Source organism: Sphingomonas sp. P4_G3 (assembly GCF_056401105.1).
Window position 1 is genome coordinate 401,406 of the sequence record NZ_JBFUJZ010000004.1, and the last position, 17,435, is coordinate 418,840.

The 17,435-nt window shown below is 64.3% G+C and carries 18 protein-coding genes; 12 read left to right on the forward strand and 6 right to left on the reverse strand.

The annotated features are described in order from the left end of the window. Positions 1-8: 8 nt before the first annotated feature. The 6 genes from AC1DQQ_RS13730 (at position 9) to AC1DQQ_RS13755 (ending at position 6,451) form a co-directional block, all read left to right on the forward strand. Positions 9-824: a glutathione S-transferase family protein gene (locus AC1DQQ_RS13730; RefSeq protein WP_478040996.1), complete on the forward strand. Its 816-nt coding sequence runs from the start codon at positions 9-11 to the stop codon at positions 822-824. Beyond that, positions 821-1,570, forward strand: a complete 750-nt coding sequence (locus AC1DQQ_RS13735) for a glutathione S-transferase family protein (protein WP_478040997.1) — start codon at positions 821-823, stop codon at positions 1,568-1,570. Before AC1DQQ_RS13730 ends, AC1DQQ_RS13735 begins: the two co-directional genes overlap by 4 nt. 37 nt (positions 1,571-1,607) lie before the next feature. After that, positions 1,608-3,749 (forward strand): PQQ-dependent dehydrogenase, methanol/ethanol family, encoded by a 2,142-nt coding sequence (locus AC1DQQ_RS13740; RefSeq protein WP_478040998.1) that lies wholly within the window; start codon positions 1,608-1,610, stop codon positions 3,747-3,749. 104 nt (positions 3,750-3,853) lie between these two features. Next, the gene (locus AC1DQQ_RS13745) at positions 3,854-4,726 is read left to right on the forward strand and encodes an amidohydrolase family protein (RefSeq protein WP_478040999.1); all 873 of its coding nucleotides are present in this window, start codon (positions 3,854-3,856) and stop codon (positions 4,724-4,726) included. A gap of 64 nt (positions 4,727-4,790) precedes the next feature. Then, complete coding sequence (locus tag AC1DQQ_RS13750; protein WP_478045477.1) at positions 4,791-5,555, forward strand: glutathione S-transferase family protein; 765 nt, start codon at positions 4,791-4,793, stop codon at positions 5,553-5,555. Further along, positions 5,555-6,451: a bifunctional 5,10-methylenetetrahydrofolate dehydrogenase/5,10-methenyltetrahydrofolate cyclohydrolase gene (locus tag AC1DQQ_RS13755; RefSeq protein WP_478041001.1), complete on the forward strand. Its 897-nt coding sequence runs from the start codon at positions 5,555-5,557 to the stop codon at positions 6,449-6,451. The genes AC1DQQ_RS13750 and AC1DQQ_RS13755 overlap by 1 nt, the downstream gene beginning before the upstream one ends. Here the strand turns inward: AC1DQQ_RS13755 and AC1DQQ_RS13760 are convergent. Next, a complete protein-coding gene (locus AC1DQQ_RS13760; RefSeq protein ID WP_478045478.1) occupies positions 6,431-6,829 on the reverse strand; it encodes a VOC family protein in 399 nt (132 codons plus the stop codon). The genes AC1DQQ_RS13755 and AC1DQQ_RS13760 overlap by 21 nt on opposite strands. A 230-nt stretch (positions 6,830-7,059) precedes the next feature. On the opposite strand from AC1DQQ_RS13760, the gene ligM reads away from it, so the two are divergent. Together ligM and AC1DQQ_RS13770 are read left to right on the forward strand one after the other, a co-directional pair. Continuing rightward, positions 7,060-8,463, forward strand: a complete 1,404-nt coding sequence (gene ligM, locus AC1DQQ_RS13765; protein ID WP_478041003.1) for a vanillate/3-O-methylgallate O-demethylase — start codon at positions 7,060-7,062, stop codon at positions 8,461-8,463. A gap of 37 nt (positions 8,464-8,500) precedes the next feature. Then, on the forward strand, positions 8,501-9,184 hold the full coding sequence (locus AC1DQQ_RS13770) for an alpha/beta fold hydrolase (RefSeq protein ID WP_478041004.1): 684 nt from the start codon (positions 8,501-8,503) through the stop codon (positions 9,182-9,184). A gap of 73 nt (positions 9,185-9,257) precedes the next feature. Here AC1DQQ_RS13770 and AC1DQQ_RS13775 read toward each other — a convergent pair whose 3' ends face one another. The 3 genes from AC1DQQ_RS13775 to AC1DQQ_RS13785 are packed head-to-tail and all read right to left on the reverse strand — an operon-like array spanning position 9,258 to position 11,566. Then, the gene (locus tag AC1DQQ_RS13775) at positions 9,258-9,668 is read right to left on the reverse strand and encodes a nuclear transport factor 2 family protein (RefSeq protein WP_478041005.1); all 411 of its coding nucleotides are present in this window, start codon (positions 9,666-9,668) and stop codon (positions 9,258-9,260) included. Between the two features lie 45 nt (positions 9,669-9,713). Beyond that, positions 9,714-10,604, reverse strand: coding sequence for an SDR family NAD(P)-dependent oxidoreductase (locus AC1DQQ_RS13780; protein ID WP_478045479.1), 891 nt, complete (start codon positions 10,602-10,604; stop codon positions 9,714-9,716). After that, positions 10,601-11,566 (reverse strand): SDR family oxidoreductase, encoded by a 966-nt coding sequence (locus tag AC1DQQ_RS13785; RefSeq protein ID WP_478045480.1) that lies wholly within the window; start codon positions 11,564-11,566, stop codon positions 10,601-10,603. The genes AC1DQQ_RS13780 and AC1DQQ_RS13785 overlap by 4 nt, the downstream gene beginning before the upstream one ends. 176 nt (positions 11,567-11,742) lie before the next feature. On the opposite strand from AC1DQQ_RS13785, the gene AC1DQQ_RS13790 reads away from it, so the two are divergent. Further along, positions 11,743-12,561, forward strand: coding sequence for a helix-turn-helix transcriptional regulator (locus AC1DQQ_RS13790; RefSeq protein WP_478030302.1), 819 nt, complete (start codon positions 11,743-11,745; stop codon positions 12,559-12,561). Here the strand turns inward: AC1DQQ_RS13790 and AC1DQQ_RS13795 are convergent, their stop codons facing one another. Continuing rightward, positions 12,562-13,419: a CmcJ/NvfI family oxidoreductase gene (locus tag AC1DQQ_RS13795; RefSeq protein WP_478045481.1), complete on the reverse strand. Its 858-nt coding sequence runs from the start codon at positions 13,417-13,419 to the stop codon at positions 12,562-12,564. Positions 13,420-13,443: 24 nt separating this feature from the next. After that, positions 13,444-14,112 carry a glutathione S-transferase family protein gene (locus tag AC1DQQ_RS13800; protein WP_478045482.1) on the reverse strand — a complete coding sequence of 223 codons (669 nt, stop codon included), beginning with the start codon at positions 14,110-14,112 and terminating at the stop codon, positions 13,444-13,446. 228 nt (positions 14,113-14,340) lie between these two features. Here AC1DQQ_RS13800 and AC1DQQ_RS13805 point away from each other — a divergent pair, with 228 nt between their 5' ends. From AC1DQQ_RS13805 to AC1DQQ_RS13815, 3 genes are read left to right on the forward strand one after another with little or no spacing between them, the layout of a single operon-like run. Next, on the forward strand, positions 14,341-15,099 hold the full coding sequence (locus AC1DQQ_RS13805) for a glutathione S-transferase family protein (protein WP_478045483.1): 759 nt from the start codon (positions 14,341-14,343) through the stop codon (positions 15,097-15,099). Between the two features lie 16 nt (positions 15,100-15,115). Further along, entirely contained in the window at positions 15,116-15,937 is an 822-nt protein-coding gene (locus AC1DQQ_RS13810) for a glutathione S-transferase family protein (protein WP_478045484.1), read from the forward strand. Between the two features lie 23 nt (positions 15,938-15,960). After that, entirely contained in the window at positions 15,961-17,403 is a 1,443-nt protein-coding gene (locus tag AC1DQQ_RS13815; RefSeq protein WP_478045485.1) for an aldehyde dehydrogenase family protein, read from the forward strand. The last annotated feature ends 32 nt before the right edge of the window (positions 17,404-17,435 follow it).

Here is a 17,435-nt window from a genome sequence, read left to right on the forward strand (position 1 = left end):
GGGCCGGCATGACTGTCCCTGCCGCGTATCGCGAGGAACGAAGCGACATGGCGGAAACAGCGAGCGTCACTCTCTATCATTGGGAACCCAACGCCAATTCGGGCAAGCCCATGCTGACCCTGTTCGAGAAAGGCGTGACGTTCGAGAGCCATTATCTCGACCTGCTGAACTTCGACCAGCACAAGCCCGATTATCTCGCGATCAATCCGCTCGGCACGATCCCGGCCATGACTCACGGCGACCTCGTGCTGACCGAATCGACCGCGATCATGGAATATGTCGATGAGGCATTTCCCGGTCCACGGCTGATGCCCGACTCCGCTGTCGACAGCTGGCGCGTACGCTGGTGGATGAAGTTCATGGACCAATGGCTCGGGCCGAGCTTCTCGATGATCGGCTGGAGCGTATTCGTCGGCCCGTCGGTGCGCAGCCGCGACCCGGCGGAGCTGGACGCGGCGATCGAGCGCATCCCGCTGCCCGAGCGCCGCATCGCCTGGCGAAAAGCGATCAGCGGCGCGTTTTCGGCGGAAGAGATGGCCGAATCGCAACGGCGCGTCGCGGTCGGTATCGGCCTGCTGGAACAAGCGCTCGGCCAGCGCGAATGGCTCGCGTCGGACAGCTACAGCCTTGCCGATATCAACGGGTTCAACCTGGCTTACGCGCTGCCTTTGTCGCAGCCGCATTTGTCCAATGACGAGCTCACGCCCAATATCATGCGCTGGTTGCGGGCGATCTATGCGCGGCCGGCGACCAGATCGTGCTGGGCACTCGGCCGCACCGACATGGCCAGGCGCGTCACGATTCTGGAAGGGGAACCGGCATGACGACCACCCTTTATCACGGCGAACCCAACGGCCCCTCTTTGACCGTTCTGGCGGCCCTGTTCGAGAAAGGCGCGGACGCCGCGCTCGAGCGGATCGATCTTGCCTCGGGAGAGCGCCACAGCGCGCGCGTGCCGCACGCGATGGAAGTGGATCATTCGATCGAGGGCGAAGGTCCAATATTGGTGGTCGACGGTATCCCGATGGCGGACAGCGTATTCCTCGCCTGCTATCTCGACGACGTTGGCCCCGGACCGGCGTTGCGCCCGCGCGACCCCTATGACCGCTGGCGGATGATGACCTGGTGCCGCTACATCGTCGAGCGAGTCGCACCGGCTGCGTCCTATCTGGGAGTCGAGGCGAGTCCGCCCACGCGTATTCCCGAACGCATCGCCAGTGTCGATCTCGCCGAGCGCTGGAGCGATGCCGTTATGGGGCGGATCGACGATGCCAGGCGCGCCGATAGCCGCGGCAAGATCGTCGAGGCGGTCGAACGGATCGAGCGCGAATTGAGCGACGGCCGCGACTGGCTGATCGACGCATTCTCGATCGCCGACCTGGAAAGCTATGCCTGGCTCGCCGGGATGACCGAGCTCGTTCCCGAGGCCTTTGCCGACCGCCCGCGTACCGCCGCGTGGCTGGCGCGGGTCAAGGCGCGGCCCGCCGTGGCACGCGCGCTCGCACTGGCGACCAGCGTCGCGCCCGAACGTATCTGGGCGCCCGGCCCCGAGATCAATCGCTGGGGCTGATCGCGTGTCGATCGTCATCTCTGGAGGAAGGCACCGAATGGCTTCGGCACTGCAGCGTACCAATTTCATAGTCCTGTTCGCCGCCGGCATGGCATTGGCGGCCGCCGGTTGCAGCCGCAACGCCGGCAGCGAGAGTGGAGAAACGAGTGGCGGCGTCGATGCGGCGCGCATTACCGCGGCGGCTCCCGACCAATGGCTCTCGACCGGCCGAACCTATGACGAACAACGCTTCAGTCCGCTCGACGCGATCAACACCGGCGACGTCGCCAAGCTGGGACTTGCCTGGTCCACCGATCTCGACACCGCGCGCGGCCAAGAGGCGACGCCGCTGTTCGTCGATGGCACGCTCTACGTCTCAACCGCCTGGAGCATGGTCAAGGCCTATGACGGCCAAAGCGGCAAGTTGCTCTGGTCGTACGATCCCCAGGTGCCGCGCGAGACTTTGGTCAAGACCTGCTGCGACGCGGTCAATCGAGGCGTGGCGGCATGGGGCGACAAAGTGTTCGTCGGCACGCTCGACGGGCGGCTGATCGCGCTCGATCGCGCCACCGGCAAGCCGGTCTGGTCGGTAGTCACGGTCGATCAGAGCAAGTCCTACACCATCACAGGCGCGCCGCGCGTGGTCGACGGGCTGGTACTCATCGGCAATGGCGGCGCCGAGTTCGGCGCGCGCGGCTATGTCACTGCCTATGACGCGCAGACCGGCGCGCAGCGCTGGCGGTTCTACACCGTCCCTGCCCAGCCCGGCACGGAACAACAACCCGACTACCTCAACAAAGCCGCCTCGACCTGGTTCGGCGAATGGTGGAAGCAAGGCGGCGGGGGCACGGTCTGGGACTCGATGGCGTACGATCCGGCGCTCGACCTGCTCTATATCGGCGTCGGCAATGGCTCGCCCTGGAACCAGGCCTATCGGTCGGACGGCAAAGGCGACAATCTCTATCTGTCGTCGATCGTCGCCATCCGGCCCAAGACCGGCGATTATGTCTGGCATTACCAGACCACGCCGGGCGACAGCTGGGACTTCACGGCGACGCAGCACATCATCCTCGCCGACCTCACCATCAACGGTCAGAAGCGCAAGGTGCTGATGCAGGCACCGAAAAACGGCTTCTTCTACGTGCTCGACCGCACCAACGGTCAACTCATCTCCGCCAAGAATTTCGTGCCGGTCAATTGGGCGACCGGTATCGACATGAAGACCGGCCGTCCGATCGAAACGCCCGAGGCGCGCTATTACAAGACCGGAAAGCCGTTCATCGGCTCGCCGGGCGCCGGCGGCGCGCATAGCTGGCAGCCGATGGCCTTCGATCCCAAAACCGGCCTGGTCTTCATTCCGGCCAATATAGCCGCTTTCCCCTACTTCCCGGCAAAGGACTGGAAGGCCGCCAAGCTCGGCTTCAACGTCGGCGTCGACATGGGCGCCGCGGCGATGCCAGCCAATCCCCAGATCCGCGCGGCGGCGGCACAGGCGACGACCGGTGCGCTGATCGCCTGGGATCCGGTCGCGCAGAAGGAACGCTGGCGCGTCTCCTATAAAGGGCCCTGGAATGGCGGCCTGCTCGCCTCGGGCGGCGGCCTGGTCTTCCAGGGCAATGCCACGGGCGAGTTCGCCGCTTATGGCGCCGCGGACGGCCGCAAATTATGGTCCTTCCCGGCCCAGACCGGGGTGATCGCCGCGCCGATCAGCTATTCGATCGGTGGCGAGCAATATGTCGCCGTGCTCGCCGGCTGGGGCGGCATCTGGGCGCTCGCCCCCGGCGTTCTGTCGGACAAGAGCGGGCCGAGCCGCAACATCAGCCGCCTGCTGGTGTTCAAGCTCAACGGATCGGCGACGTTGCCGGCCGCGCCGCCCCTCAACAAAACGCCGCTCGATCCGCCCGCTTCTACCGCGCCCCCCGCAGCCATCGCCGCTGGCGGCGAACGGTTCGGGCGCTTCTGCGGGACGTGCCACGGCGATGCCGCGGTCGCCGGCAGCCTCGTCCCCGACCTCCGCCATAGCGGCGCGCTCAACGACGCCGCGACCTGGCGCCAGATCATTTATGAGGGCGCGTTGAAGGACAATGGCATGGTCAGCTTCAAGGCAGTGATGACGCCCGAGGAGATCGAGACGATCCGTGCCTATGTCATCAAGCGGGCCAATGAGGACAAGGCGCTGGAGAAGGCATCGGGAAAATGAAGAAAAGCTAGTCGATATTGTATCAATGGCATACAATATCGACTATGCGCTGCGGGGCGGAGTCGATCGTTAGCGATTGGTCGCCACGCGTCTGAGGAGAGTTCATGCCCATCGATCCCAGCAAGGTCGTCGCCATCGACGTCCACGTCCATGCCGAGGTGTCGTGCCACGACCCCGAGGATCCGGTGATGGCCAAATTCTTCGACGCGGCGTCGGCCTATTTCAAGGCAGATCGCAAGCGGCCGACCATCCCGGAAACGATCGACTATTACCGCGCGCAGAATATCGCCTTCTGCCTGTTCACGGTCGATTGCGAGAGCGGCATCGGCGCCAAGCGCATCAGCAATTACGAAGTGGCCGAGCTCGCCGGGCAGCATGACGACATTGTCATCCCCTTTGCCTCGATCGATCCGCGCAAGGGCAAATACGGCGCGCGCGAGGCGCGCGATCTGGTCGAGAATTACGGGGTCAAGGGCTTCAAGTTTCACAGCATCATGCAGGATTGCCACCCGGCCGACCGCGTCGCTTATCCGATCTACGAAGTGATCGCCGAATACGGGCTGCCGGCGATCTTCCACACCGGCCATTCGGGCATGGGCACAGGAATGCGGGGCGGCGGCGGCGTCCGTCTGAAATATGGCCAGCCGATGCTGGTCGACGACGTCGCGGTGGATTTCCCCGACATGAAGATCATCCTGGCCCATCCGAGCTGGCCATGGACCGACGAGAGCCTGTCGATGGCGCTGCACAAGGACAATGTCTTCATCGACCTGAGCGGCTGGTCGCCCAAATATTTCCCCAAGCAAGTGATCCAATACGCCAACACCCAGCTCAAGCATAAGATGATGTTCGGTTCGGACTGGCCGCTGATCCGCCCCGAGAAATGGATCGACGCCGCCAAGGAGGCGGGTTTCCGCGACGACGTGCTGCCGCTGATCATGAAGGACAATGCGGTGCGCGTGCTGGGCTTGGGATGACGGGAGCGCCCGCCGCGTGCCGGACGACGGCACCCCAACAGGCTCACCCTTTGAAGGCAGATCGATGGCGCTGAAACTCTATCATGCCGAACCGCTTGCCAATTCGCTCAAGTCGATGGCCCCCTTGTTCGAGAAGCAGCTCGCTTTCGAGAGCATCTATGTCAATCTTCACAAGTTCGAGCAGCACGAATCCTGGTTCCTGGCGATCAACCCCGAGGGCCAGGTGCCCGTGCTCGACCATGACGGGACGATCGTGACGCACTCCACCGTCATCAACGAATATCTCGAGGATGCCTTTCCCGATGCACCGCCGCTCCGGCCGAACACGCCTACGGGCAATGCGCGGATGCGGTATTGGAACAAGTTCGTCGACGAGCATGTGATGAGCCATGTCTCGATGCATGGCTGGCACCGGTTGGTTGGCGTGATCGCGCGCAAATTGGAGACAGGCGAGTTCGAACAACTGATGGAGCGTATCCCCCTGCCCGACCAGCGCAGGAAATGGATGGCGGCGCGCTCGGGCTTTTCCGACGCCCAACTGGCCGACGCCACCGTCAAGATCGAATATGCGGTGGACAAGGTCGAGCGGCAGCTCGACGGCAATCCCTGGCTCGCCGGCGAGAGTTTCACGCTTGCCGATATCAACTTCTATTCGCATTGCGGCATGATGGTCGAACGGATGTTCCCCGAGATGGAAATCGCCAAACGCGCGCCGCGGCTGGTCGAGTGGCGCGATCGCGTGACGGCGCGCCCGGCGATGCAGCAGGCGCTGAACATGCCGGACCATACCGAACCTGGTTTGCGCACCTGGTCGGGACACGCCCGCTGATGCTGGCCGAGATCGTCGACGGACGCGCGCTCGCCCGCAAGGTGGTGGAGGATGTCCGTGCGGGCATGGCCGCGCTGGATCGCGCACCGGGACTGGCCGTCATACTGGCCGGCGACGATCCGGCGAGCCACGTCTATGTCAATGGCAAGGTCAAGCTGGCGCGCGAGATCGGCTTCAACGCCGAGGTCGTGCTGCTGCCGGCCGACACGACCGAGGAGCGCGTCCTGACCGAAGTCGCGGCGCTCAACGCGCGCGACGAGATCGACGGCATCCTGGTCCAATTGCCGCTGCCCGATGGCATCAACACCTTGCGGGTCATGGCGGCGGTCGATCCGGCAAAGGATGTCGATGGCCTCCATGCGCTCAACGCGGGGCGACTGAGCCAGGGATCGGGCGGGTTGATCCCCTGCACGCCGCTCGGCTGCATGAAGATCATCCGGTCGCTCGTCCCCGACCTGACCGGCAGCCATGCGGTGGTGATCGGCAGCTCGAACATCGTCGGCAAGCCGATGGCGGCGTTGCTGCTCGATGCGCGCGCCACCGTGACCCAGACCCACATCCATACCCGCGACACCCAGTTCATCTGCCGCGGGGCGGATATATTGGTCAGTGCGGTCGGCAAGCCCGGGTTGGTGCGCGGCGACTGGATCAAGCCACGCGCGATCGTCATCGACGTCGGCACCACTCGCGTCGCCAAGCCCGAGGTCGGCCATCGCATTGTCGGCGACGTCGTGTTCGAGGAAGCCAAGCACGTGGCTGGCGCGATAACCCCGGTTCCCGGCGGTGTGGGACCAATGACGATCGCCTGCCTGATGGAGAACACGCTGACCGCCGCCCGTGCACGCGTCGAGGCGCGGCGATCGGGCGCAAGGCGGTCAGTCGCCGAAGAAGTTTAGCTCGAGCAACACCCCGTCCGGATCGTGGACGAACAACTGCCGCAGACCGGCGGCAGCCACCGTATTGATGCGATGATCGAGCGCCATCGCCGCGACCCGGGCAAGCATGGCATCGTAGCCGCTGCAGCGGAGCGCGATATGGTGCAGCGCGCCTGTCGGCGCCGGCGCCATGTCGCGATCGAACACGCGCGGTGCGCCCAGCCCGTTGAGATGGAGCACCGCCCGCTCGCCTTTATCGTACATCCAGCGCGCCGTCGCGCGCGTCAGCGGCGGCGGCGCGGGCCGCGACTCGAGTTCCAGCAGCTCATGATAAAAGGCTTCCGCACGATCGAGATCGCGGGTCACGATGTTGAAATGATCGAGCGCTTCGACGGCCATGCCCTTCTCCTCGACACGGCGATCAGCTTCGTCCCAAACCGCGTAGTTCACAAGTACGCAAGACGCACGGCCTTCCGTGGCGCTCTCGATTTGGCGACACGCGAAAATTGTTTGCCTTACATACAAAATTTCCTATGATCGGCGCCAAGCTTTTGCCACCCGCGAGAGGCGAGCAAAGCACAGCGACAGCGCGGCTGCGGTAGCGGCCGCCGGAAAACGGGAGTGGATCGATGGCCGACAATCTGGAAACCGTGCTGCAGCGGAATGGCAACATCGTCGACATGCTGCGTAATTCGCAGTTGGGCGCCTATGTCTATCCGGTCGTCGCGCCCGAATTCCACAATTGGCGATCCGAACAATGGGCCTGGCAGCATTCGGCGGTATTGTTCGACCAGTCGCACCACATGGTGAACCTGTATTTGCGCGGCAAGGACGCGCTGAAGCTGCTCACCGACACGATGATCAATTCGCCCAAGGGCTGGGAAGTCGGCAAGGCCAAGCAATATGTGCCGACCACGCCTTATGGCCATGTCATCGGCGACGGCATCATTTTCTGGCTGGCGCCGGAAGAATTCTGCTACGTCGGCCGCGCGCCGGCATCGAACTGGCTACGCTATCACGCCGCGACCGGCGGCTATGACCTGGATGTCGAGCTCGACGACCGCTCGCCGATGCGCCCAATGGGAAAGCCGGTCACCCGGTCGGTCTGGCGTTTTCAGATCCAGGGGCCGAGCGCTTGGGCTATCATCGAAAAGCTCAATGGCGGCCCGCTCGAAAAGCTCAAATTCTTCAACATGAGCACGATGACCATCGCCGGCCGAGAGGTGCGCACGCTCCGCCACGGAATGTCGGGCGCGCCGGGCCTGGAAATCTGGGGCCCCTATGCCGAGCAGGAAGAGATCAGGGCGGCAATCCTGGACGCGGGCAAGGAATTCGGCATCGTGCCGTGCGGCAGCCGCGCCTATCCGTCGAACACGCTCGAATCGGGTTGGATCCCCTCCCCGCTGCCAGCCATCTATACGGGCGACAAGCTCAAGGATTATCGCCAGTGGCTGGGCGCCGACAGCTATGAGGCGACCGGTTCGATCGGCGGCAGCTTCGTTTCCGAGCGGATCGAGGATTATTATCTAAACCCGTGGGAGCTGGGCTACGGCCCGTTCGTCAAGTTCGACCATGACTTCCACGGCCGCGAGGCGCTGGAAGGACTCGATCCCGCAGCGCAGCGCCAGAAAGTGACGCTCGCCTGGCATCCCGAGGACATGGCCAAGATCATGGCATCGCTGTTCGACCCCGATGGCGAGCAGTATAAGTTCTTCGACGTGCCGCTCGCCAATTATGCCTCGTCCAATTACGATCGCGTGGTCGATGCCGACGGCAGGACGATCGGCCTGTCGATGTTCACCGGCTACAGTTACAATGAGAAGCAGGCATTGAGCCTCGCCACGATCGATCCGTCGGTGCCGGTCGGCAGCGAAGTCCGCGTCGTGTGGGGCGAGGAGAATGGCGGCACCCGCAAGACCACCGTCGAGCCGCACAAGCAGATCGAGGTCCGCGCGATCGTCAGCCCGGTCCCCTATTCGCGGGTCGCGCGCGAAACCTATCACGAAGGCTGGCGCACCACCCAGACAGCGTAATCGCCGCGACCAATCGACCACGTCCGGGGAGGGTGCGATGACGGATTATGTACTGGTGCACGGTGCCTGGGGTGGCGGCTGGACGCTCGCCGGCCTGGCTGCCGATCTCGAGGCGCACGGACATCGTGTCCTTGTCGCGGCGCTGACCGGGCTGGGCGACCGCGCCGCCGAGCTTTCTCCGGCGGTCGACCTGTCGCGCCATGTCGCGGACGTGATCGATCAAATCGAGGCCGCCGGTTTCGACCGCTTCGTGCTGGCCGGGCACAGCTATGGTGGGATGGTGATCACCGGCGTGGCGACGCACCTGGGCAGCCGGATCGACGCGCTTGCCTATATCGACGCGTTTCTGCCGGGCGATGGCCAGTCGCTGTGGGACCTGACCGGCGAGCAGGACCACCAATTCTATATCGACGGCCAACGCGATACGCCCGGACTTGTCGCACCTTTGCCGTTCCTGCCGCCGGAACCGCGCCTGGGACGGCACCCGCTGCTGACGTTGCTCGAGCCGGTACGTTTCACCGGCGAGGAAGCGAAGGTCGCGCGGCGGGCCTATCTATTCGCCACCGGATGGGCGCCGACACCTTTCACGCGTTTCCATGATGCGGTGAAGGACGATCCTGCCTGGGAAGTGCATCGTGCCGAGGCGAGCCACGACGTGATGACCGACCAGCCGCAGCAATTACGCGAATTGCTGCTCGATCTGGGCCAGCGTTCGTCCTGAGCGGCAGCTACCCAGACTCTCGCTCGCGCGTACGCGGACGCCCTTGGTGAGGCGGCCAGTGCGCCGGCGAGAGTCAGAAGGCGAGCGAGCCGCGACGCTCGGCAAAGCGCCAGCCTTGCTCCGTCAGAACGAATATATCCTGGAACCCGCCCACCAGCGGCGGCGCGTCTGCTGCGGTGAACAGCAGCATCGCGCTGGTGCCGCGAGCGCGGCGCGGGCTTTCGACGGTGACGACGATGTTGCTGCAGATATGGCATGTCACACGCGGCGGCCGCGCCTGGAACGCGGCGAGGATCGCCTCGCGCCCGACGATCGGCACGTCGGGCGCGGTCGGCCGGGTCATGAGCCCGTCCAGCGCGTAGAGCGCGGCGACCTCTTCCCAGCGCGCGGCGTCGTTGAGCTGGGCGTAGAGGTTGATCAGCCGCGCGCAGTCCCATTCGATCGCGCGCTGGTCGCCAGCGGAAAGTTCAGCGCCCAGATTCATTGCGAAGCATCCTTTTCCCTCCCGCTCGCGCCCGGTCGGCGGGGGTCAAGCGTCGGCCGGACGCCGCTCGCCGCCTGGCACGCCGTGCGCGACACGTTTCTCATATTCGGGATCGTCCTCGGGTTGGGCAAGCGCCGCCATTACCCGCGTGTGGATTTCCTCCAGCGTGCCGCGAAATTCGGGATAAGGCAGGATGTAGAGCTGGTCCCGCTCGACCCCATCGAGAACATAGCGCGCCAGCGTCTCCGGCTCCATGCCGACCTCGATCACGCGTTTCAGATGCGCGAACATCGCCGGGTCCGCACCGTAATAGCCGGTGTTCCGCAGATGCTCGGGCCGCGTCAGCACCGCTTCGTGGATATTGGTGTTGACCGCGCCGGGACACAGCATCGAGACGCCAATCCGGTGTTCGGCAAGGTCGAGCGCGAGGCATTCGGACAGGCCGCGGATCGCCATCTTGGTCGTGCAATAGATGCCCGTGCCCTTGAGCGCGACGAAGGCCGACATCGACGCCGTGTTGACGATATGGCCGCCATTGCCGCGCGCGATCATGCGCGGCACGAACGTCTGGATACCATTGATGACGCCGTTGAGATTGACCGACAATTGCCAGTCCCAATCCTCATAGGTCGCCTTTTCCAATGGTCCGAAGATCGACACGCCGGCGGTGTTGAACAGCAATTCGACCGGGCCGAGCCTGGCCTCCACCGTATCAGCCGCGGCTGCGTAGGCGGCGCGGTCGGTGATATCGAGCTTGATCGGCATCACCTCGAAATCGGTCTGGTCGAACCAGGCCATCGCTTCGTCGAGATGGTCCTGGCGGATATCGGCGATGGCGACCTTGCATCCGGCCTGCGCGAATATCTTGGCCTGGCCGAGCGCGACTCCCGAACCGCCGCCGGTGATGAAGGCGGTGCGCCCCGCCACCCTGGTCATCGTGCCGATTCCTTTTCCTTGACGCCCTTTTGCTTGCCGTGACGGGCGAGTTCCTCATCGAACACGGGGTTGCCGAGCAGGAAGCCGATTGCCTCCGCGCGCTCGCGATTGATCGGCTCGTCAGGGAAGGACGCGAGGATCGCATCGAACCGCGTGCGCATGCCGGCAGCGAATTCGGGATGGGTGAGGATATAGAGGTCGTTGTTGCGGATGCCTGCGAGGACGCGCTCGCCGACCTCGTCGGCCTCCATCCACAGTGGCGATACCGGCCGCTTTTCCAGTTCGGCCTCGCGGGTCTGATACCCGCTGTCGCCCTTGAACCGGTCGGGACGCAATTCGCCCGACAAGGCGATATTGCTCTGGACCGGCCCGGGCAGGAATGCCGAAACGCCGATATTTTCCGCCGCCAGCTCGCCGCGGATCGCTTCCGAGAGCCCCAGCACCGCTGCCTTGGCCGCCGTATAGGTCGCCGAAAAGGGTATCGGGATCAGCGCCGATTGCGACGAGGTGGTGACGATCTGCCCACCTTCGCCATGGGCACGGATCCGCGGCAGGATGGTGACGAGGCCATTGATAACGCCGCCGAAATTGACTCCCATCGCCCAATCCCAATCGTCGTAGCGGGCATCGACGATCGGCCCCATGATGCCGATCCCGGCATTGCCGATCAGCATGTGGATCTTGCCGAACCGCGCCTCGGCGGCGTCGGCGGCTCGCGCGAAACCGGGACGGTCGGTGACGTCCAGTACGACGGTTTCGACCCGGCTGTCGTCGCCGAGCGCGGCGCGTGCCTCCGCCAGCGAGTCCGCGCGAATATCAGCGATCACCACATTGGCGCCCGCGCGAACCAAGGCGCGCGCGATGCCGAGCCCGATGCCGTTGGCACCCCCGGTGATGAACGCCGTGCGGCCGGCCACATCGGCCATGGGGGCAGGCCGCGGCGCGGCCGTTACTTCCGACATCTCACTCTCCTTTTATCGTGCCCGCCGTCGGTTTGGGATGATCGGCATGCCGGTATTTCCGGCTATCTCCCGATCCTCCCAGCGGCGGCGCCACATGCTTGCGGTTTAGCTTGCAGAAGCTGGATAGAACTAGAAGACCGCTGGCTATGCCATTATTGGAGCTAACTGGATAAACCATGGCCCATCGCGAAGAACTCACCCGATTCCTCAAGGCGGCGCGCGCCAAGCTGTCGCCGGCGGATGTCGGCCTGCCATGCGGCACGCGGCGGCGCACGACGGGCTTGCGGCGAGAGGAAGTGGCTGCGCTCGCGGGCATGAGCGTCACCTGGTACACCTGGTTCGAGCAAGGCCGCGAAGTGCGGCTCTCGGCGCCGATGATCGAGCGGCTCAGCGCCACATTGCGGCTCGACAAGAACGAGCGCGAATTCCTGTTCGCGCTCGCCCAGCACCGCCCACCCCCGCTCACCGCGGTCGCCGACGAGCAGGTCCATCCCGGGACGCAGCATTTGCTCGACAGCCTGTCGATCCCGGCTTTGGTCATCGTCGAGGACTGGACGGTGATCGGCTGGAACGATCTCGTCGCGCGCGCTTTCCGCGATTATGGCAGCTTGCCGCTCGCCAAGCGCAACCTGTTCAAGATCCTGATGCTCGACGACCGCTATCGCAGCGACCCCGACCATTTCCGTGAAATGGGGCAGCGGCTGACCGCGCGGTTCAAATGGGATTACAGCCGCACCGCGCGGCCCGAAGTGTTCGACGCGATCATCGCGGAGATGTACGAGCGGTCCGAGTTGTTCCGGCAATATTGGCAGGAATCGGAAATCCTCGCCCATTTCGAGCACACCAATGTCGCCGACATGCCCGACGTGGGCGAGATCATTTTTAGGCATACTTCCTACGCGATCGAGGAAGCGCCGGGGCAGCGGCTGATCCTGTTCGCGCCCAACGACCCCGAAAGCGCCGCCAAGCTGGCAAAGCTCGCCGCCAAACGTTGATCAGGTGAAATAGGCGATCGCGCGGAATTCATAGCTTTCGCGCGTCACTGCATCTGGACGGCTGGTGTCGTGAAATGCCGTGTGCGGTGCCCGCCAGGCGCGGCTGTGATCGCTGTCGTGGAACTTGATGAAGATCACCTCGTCGGCGGTCATGTCGGGGAAATACCACCAACGATGCGCCGGATTGTGATGGAAGATGGTGGCGGCCGCCATCTCCTCTTCGCCCTCGATCGGTGCATAGAGCGCATCGCCCTCGGGGATTTCGTCGACATCGACCTTGACGTTGGCGACCGCGTCCTCGTCGCCGACGCTGCCCGCTTCGCACAAAGCGAGCGGCCAGTCCTGCGGCGGCGGTGAAAAAGTGCGCCACAGGCTGAACGCGATGAAGCGGCTGAAGCTGGTGCCGGGGGCCGCCTTGTCGTGAAGCGCCTTGGCGATCCGGTGCGCCGTGCCGGTGTTGAAATCGACATGCGCCTCGGCCGCGGGCGGTTGGATGCCGGCACCGGAAATGACCGGCGAGCGCAATTGCCCGCTCATCGGCACGACCAGGTCGCAGCCGGTGAGCATGCGCGCGACCTCCGCCACCTCGGCGGGATAATCCGCCATCGCGTCGGGGTCGCGGAAGTCCGCCACCCCGCTGACGTGGCGCGCCAGGCAGAAACCGTGCTTGTCGAGCGTGAACGGCTCGGGCGCGAGCCGCGCGTTGCGGATCGTCACCGGATAGCCTTGATAGACGCCCGTATTCACTTCGTGCCCCGGCGCCCAGAACCGCCGATTGATCTTCGATGTCGGGACGAGATAATCGATGCTGGTCTCGACCGCCGGCATCGCCGTGCTGCGATTGATGAGCGTCGCCATCGCCGTTTTCCGCCTTCCCTTCGCCTAGGACAGGATCGTCTTGCCCTGGAGGACGGTCTTCTTCTCCATTTCCGTGGCCTTTGGCGGTTCCGGCACGAGCAGGCCGCGCTGCACGGCCGGACGCACCGCGATGGCATCGAACCAGCGCTGCAGATGCGGGAAACCGTCGATCGGCACCTGCGCCCAGTCATGGCCCCTGACCCAGGGGAAGCAGGCGATGTCGGCGATCGAATAATCGCCGGCCAGATAGTCGCGATCGGCCAGATGCGCGTCCATCACGCCGAACAACCGTCGACTTTCGCGGACGTAGCGATCGATCACCTTGGGCAGGCGGTCCTCGAAATAGCGGTTGAACACCGTCGCCTGGCCCATCATCGGCCCCAACCCGGACATCTGCCACATCACCCATTGAATGACGCGGCTGCGGCCCTTGGCGTCGGAGGGCATGAAGCGGCCGAACTTCTCGGCGAGATAGATCAGGATCGCGCCCGATTCGAACACCGCGAAATCGCCTTCGTCATGGTCGACCAGGGTCGGTATCCGGCCATTTGGGTTGAGCGCGACGTACCAATCCTGCTTCTGGTCGAGGTTGGTGAGCGAGATCGCCGTCACCTGGTATGGTACGCCCAATTCCTCGAGCATGATCGCGGCCTTCCAGCCGTTCGGGGTTTCCGACGTCAGCAATTCGAGCATATGCGGGCCTTTTTCTCTCCTGGCCGGCAAGCCAAGCAGAGCGACGCCTCGCCTACAAGGTGACCGCTTACGCTATCACTGCCGATGACACCCTGGATCGCGCATTGCGCCCGCCTGAGGGGTAGCTCGACTAATAGAACCGCTGGTCTTCTTGCGAAGCGCGCCAACCATCGTCACCGCTACCGCAACGTGTGAAAACGCACGGTCCGGGAAGAGGAGGAAGCGCTGATGTTGACCCTGTATAGTTTCGGTCCGGCCGCCAACTCGCTCAAGCCGCTGCTCGCTTTGTACGAAAAGGGCCTACCCTTCACCCCGCGCTTCATCGATCCGCGGAAGTTCGAGCATCATGAGGAGTGGTTCAAGAAGATCAATCCGCGCGGCCAGGTGCCGGCGCTCGATCACGACGGCCACATCATCACCGAATCGACGGTGATTTGCGAATATCTCGAGGACGCCTTTCCCGACGCGCCGCGGCTGCGCCCGGCCGATCCGGTGGTGACCGCGGAGATGCGCGTCTGGACCAAATGGGTCGACGAATATTTCTGCTGGTGCGTCTCGACCATCGGCTGGGAGCGGATGATCGGCCCGATGGCGCGCGCTTTGTCCGATTCCGAGTTCGAGGAGCAACTCGAGCGCATCCCCGTTCCCGAACAGAAGGTCAAATGGCGCAACGCCCGCAACGGCTTTCCGAAGGAAGTGCTCGACGAGGAGATGCGCAAGATCGGCGTCTCGGTCGACCGGTTGGAAAACAGGCTGTCGCAAAGTCGCTGGCTGGCGGGTGAGGATTATACGCTGGCCGACATCTGCAACTTCGCGATCGCCAACGGCATGCAGCACGGTTTCGCTGACATCGTGAATCGCGACGCCACTCCCCATCTCGTCGCCTGGATCGAGCGGATCAACGCCCGCCCCGCCGCGCGGGAGATGTTCGCGCGGTCGCAAAGCGAAATGCCGTCGCGTGCGCCGGCGCCTGCGTCAGCTGCTTGAGGAGACCGAGACCGTCATGAGCTGGAACGACGAACCCCCGGGCGGTGCGCTCAGGATGTACCATATCCCGGGCTGCCCGTTTTCCGAACGCGTGGAGTTGCTGCTCGACCTCAAGGGGCTCGACGGCATCATGGCCGACCACGAGATCGATATTTCCAAGCCGCGCCCCGACTGGCTGCTGCGAAAGACGCGCGGCACCACTGCCCTGCCCGCGCTCGAGCTGGAAAATGGCGAGACGCTGAAGGAGAGCATGGTCATCATGCGCTATTTCGAGGATCGTTTCCCCGAGCGCCCGGTCGCGCGCAGCGACCCCTATGAGCATGCGGTCGAAGCGATGTTGTGCGCCACCGACGGCCAGTTCACCGGTGCGGGCTATCGCATGATCCTCAACCGCGATTCCGCCAAGCGCGACGAGCATCGGGCGGAAGTCGATGCGCAATATGCCCGGCTCGACGACTTCCTGCGCCATTACGCGCCCGACCGTGATTTCCTGTTCGACGCATTCGGCTGGGCCGAGATCGCGTTCGCGCCAATGTTCAAGCGGCTGTGGTTCCTCGATTATTACGAAGCGTACGAAATCCCGCAGCACCTCGTTCGCGTGCTGCGCTGGCGAGAAGCATGCCTGGCGCACCCGATCGTCGAGCGCCACCACAGCCATCGCGAGCTGATGACGCTCTATTACGATTATTCGCAGGGCGGCGGGAACGGCCGCATCCCCGATGGGCGCAGCGTCTCCAGCTTCACGCTCGACCCCGCCTGGGACACGCGGCCGATGCCGCCGCGCGACAAATGGGGTGTACCCGCCACCGACGCCGAATTGGGGCTTGTTCCCGCCTGACCTTCCGCAAAAGGACCGACACAATGAAGAGCTATCCGCAGAACTATATCGACGGCCGCTGGGTCGACAGCAAAGGCGGACGCAAACACACGGTCATCAACCCCGCGACCGAGCAGGCGGCGAGCGAGATCGTGCTCGGCACCGCGGCCGATGTCGATGACGCGGTCCATGCCGCGCGGCGCGCGTTCGAACGCTTTTCGCAGACGTCGAAGGACGAGCGCATTGCCCTGCTCCAGCGGATCATCGCCGAATATCAGAAGCGGATCCCCGACATCGCCGAGGCGATCGCGACCGAAATGGGCTGCCCGATCTCGATCTCGCAGACCGCGCAGGCCGGTTCGGGCCTGGGCCATCTCGGCAATGCGCTGAAGGCGCTGCAGGATTATGATTTCGCCGAGAAGATCGGCGACAATATAGTCGTGCGCGAGCCGATCGGCGTCGTCGCGCTGATCACGCCGTGGAACTGGCCGATGAACCAGATCGTCGCCAAGGTCGGCCCGGCGCTGGCTGCCGGCTGCACGATGATCCTGAAGCCATCGGAGGAAGCGCCGAGCTCGGCCGCGATCTTCGCCGAGATCATGGACGCCGCCGGCGTGCCGGCAGGCGTATTCAATCTCGTCCAGGGCGATGGCGAAGGCGTCGGCACCGCGCTAGCGAAACATCCCGATATCGACATGGTGAGCTTCACAGGCTCGACCCGCGCCGGGATCATGGTCGCCAAGAACGCCGCCGATACGGTCAAGCGCGTGGCGCAGGAGCTCGGCGGCAAGTCGCCCAACATCATTCTCGAAGGTGCCCCGCTCGATCAGGCACTGCCCGGCGGCGTCGGCGGCGTATTGCTGAATTCGGGCCAGAGCTGCGTCGCGCCGACGCGGATGCTGGTCCATACGTCGCAGCATGACGAAGCGGCCGAGAAGGTCGGCGCGATGTTCGCCGCCAAAAAGGTCGGCGAACCGCTCAGCGAAGGCGATCATATCGGCCCGGTCGTCAATCAGCGCCAATGGGAACGCATCCAGGGCCTGATCCAGACGGGCATCGACGAAGGCGCGACCCTGGTGACCGGCGGCACTGGCCGCCCCGACGGGTTCGACACCGGCTTCTATGTGAAGCCCACCGTCTTCGCCAACGTCACGCCCGAAATGACGATCGCGCGTGAGGAGATTTTCGGCCCGGTGTTGGTGATCATGCCCTATGCCGACGATGCCGACGCGATCCGCATCGCCAACGACACGCCGTACGGTCTGGGCGCTTATATCGCGGGCGATCCGGCCAAGGCGAAGACGATGGTCGGCAAGATTCGGGCCGGAGCGGTCTACGTCAATGCCGGCGGACTCGCTTTCGACATGCCGTTCGGCGGCTACAAGCAATCGGGTAACGGCCGCGAATTCGGTAAGTTCGGGCTCGAGGAATTCCTCGAGGTGAAGTCGGTGATCGGCACCCTGCCCGAAGACGCCGTTCCCGCCTGAAGCATTTACGGGTGCCGGCCGGCCCCGGCCAA

Excerpts from the sequence above, each read along its gene's own strand:
- AC1DQQ_RS13795 (WP_478045481.1), bottom strand. The coding sequence starts at position 13,419 with ATGGCGACGCTCATCAATCGCAGCACGGCGATGCCGGCGGTCGAGACC.
- AC1DQQ_RS13790 (WP_478030302.1), top strand. The coding sequence starts at position 11,743 with ATGGCCCATCGCGAAGAACTCACCCGATTCCTCAAGGCGGCGCGCGCC.
- AC1DQQ_RS13735 (WP_478040997.1), top strand. The coding sequence starts at position 821 with ATGACGACCACCCTTTATCACGGCGAACCCAACGGCCCCTCTTTGACC.
- AC1DQQ_RS13780 (WP_478045479.1), bottom strand. The coding sequence starts at position 10,604 with ATGACCAGGGTGGCGGGGCGCACCGCCTTCATCACCGGCGGCGGTTCG.
- ligM (WP_478041003.1), top strand. The coding sequence starts at position 7,060 with ATGGCCGACAATCTGGAAACCGTGCTGCAGCGGAATGGCAACATCGTC.
- AC1DQQ_RS13810 (WP_478045484.1), top strand. The coding sequence starts at position 15,116 with ATGAGCTGGAACGACGAACCCCCGGGCGGTGCGCTCAGGATGTACCAT.
- AC1DQQ_RS13745 (WP_478040999.1), top strand. The coding sequence starts at position 3,854 with ATGCCCATCGATCCCAGCAAGGTCGTCGCCATCGACGTCCACGTCCAT.
- AC1DQQ_RS13800 (WP_478045482.1), bottom strand. The coding sequence starts at position 14,112 with ATGCTCGAATTGCTGACGTCGGAAACCCCGAACGGCTGGAAGGCCGCG.
- AC1DQQ_RS13775 (WP_478041005.1), bottom strand. The coding sequence starts at position 9,668 with ATGAATCTGGGCGCTGAACTTTCCGCTGGCGACCAGCGCGCGATCGAA.
- AC1DQQ_RS13770 (WP_478041004.1), top strand. The coding sequence starts at position 8,501 with ATGACGGATTATGTACTGGTGCACGGTGCCTGGGGTGGCGGCTGGACG.
- AC1DQQ_RS13815 (WP_478045485.1), top strand. The coding sequence starts at position 15,961 with ATGAAGAGCTATCCGCAGAACTATATCGACGGCCGCTGGGTCGACAGC.
- AC1DQQ_RS13760 (WP_478045478.1), bottom strand. The coding sequence starts at position 6,829 with ATGGCCGTCGAAGCGCTCGATCATTTCAACATCGTGACCCGCGATCTC.
- AC1DQQ_RS13750 (WP_478045477.1), top strand. The coding sequence starts at position 4,791 with ATGGCGCTGAAACTCTATCATGCCGAACCGCTTGCCAATTCGCTCAAG.
- AC1DQQ_RS13730 (WP_478040996.1), top strand. The coding sequence starts at position 9 with ATGACTGTCCCTGCCGCGTATCGCGAGGAACGAAGCGACATGGCGGAA.
- AC1DQQ_RS13785 (WP_478045480.1), bottom strand. The coding sequence starts at position 11,566 with ATGTCGGAAGTAACGGCCGCGCCGCGGCCTGCCCCCATGGCCGATGTG.
- AC1DQQ_RS13740 (WP_478040998.1), top strand. The coding sequence starts at position 1,608 with ATGGCTTCGGCACTGCAGCGTACCAATTTCATAGTCCTGTTCGCCGCC.
- AC1DQQ_RS13755 (WP_478041001.1), top strand. The coding sequence starts at position 5,555 with ATGCTGGCCGAGATCGTCGACGGACGCGCGCTCGCCCGCAAGGTGGTG.
- AC1DQQ_RS13805 (WP_478045483.1), top strand. The coding sequence starts at position 14,341 with ATGTTGACCCTGTATAGTTTCGGTCCGGCCGCCAACTCGCTCAAGCCG.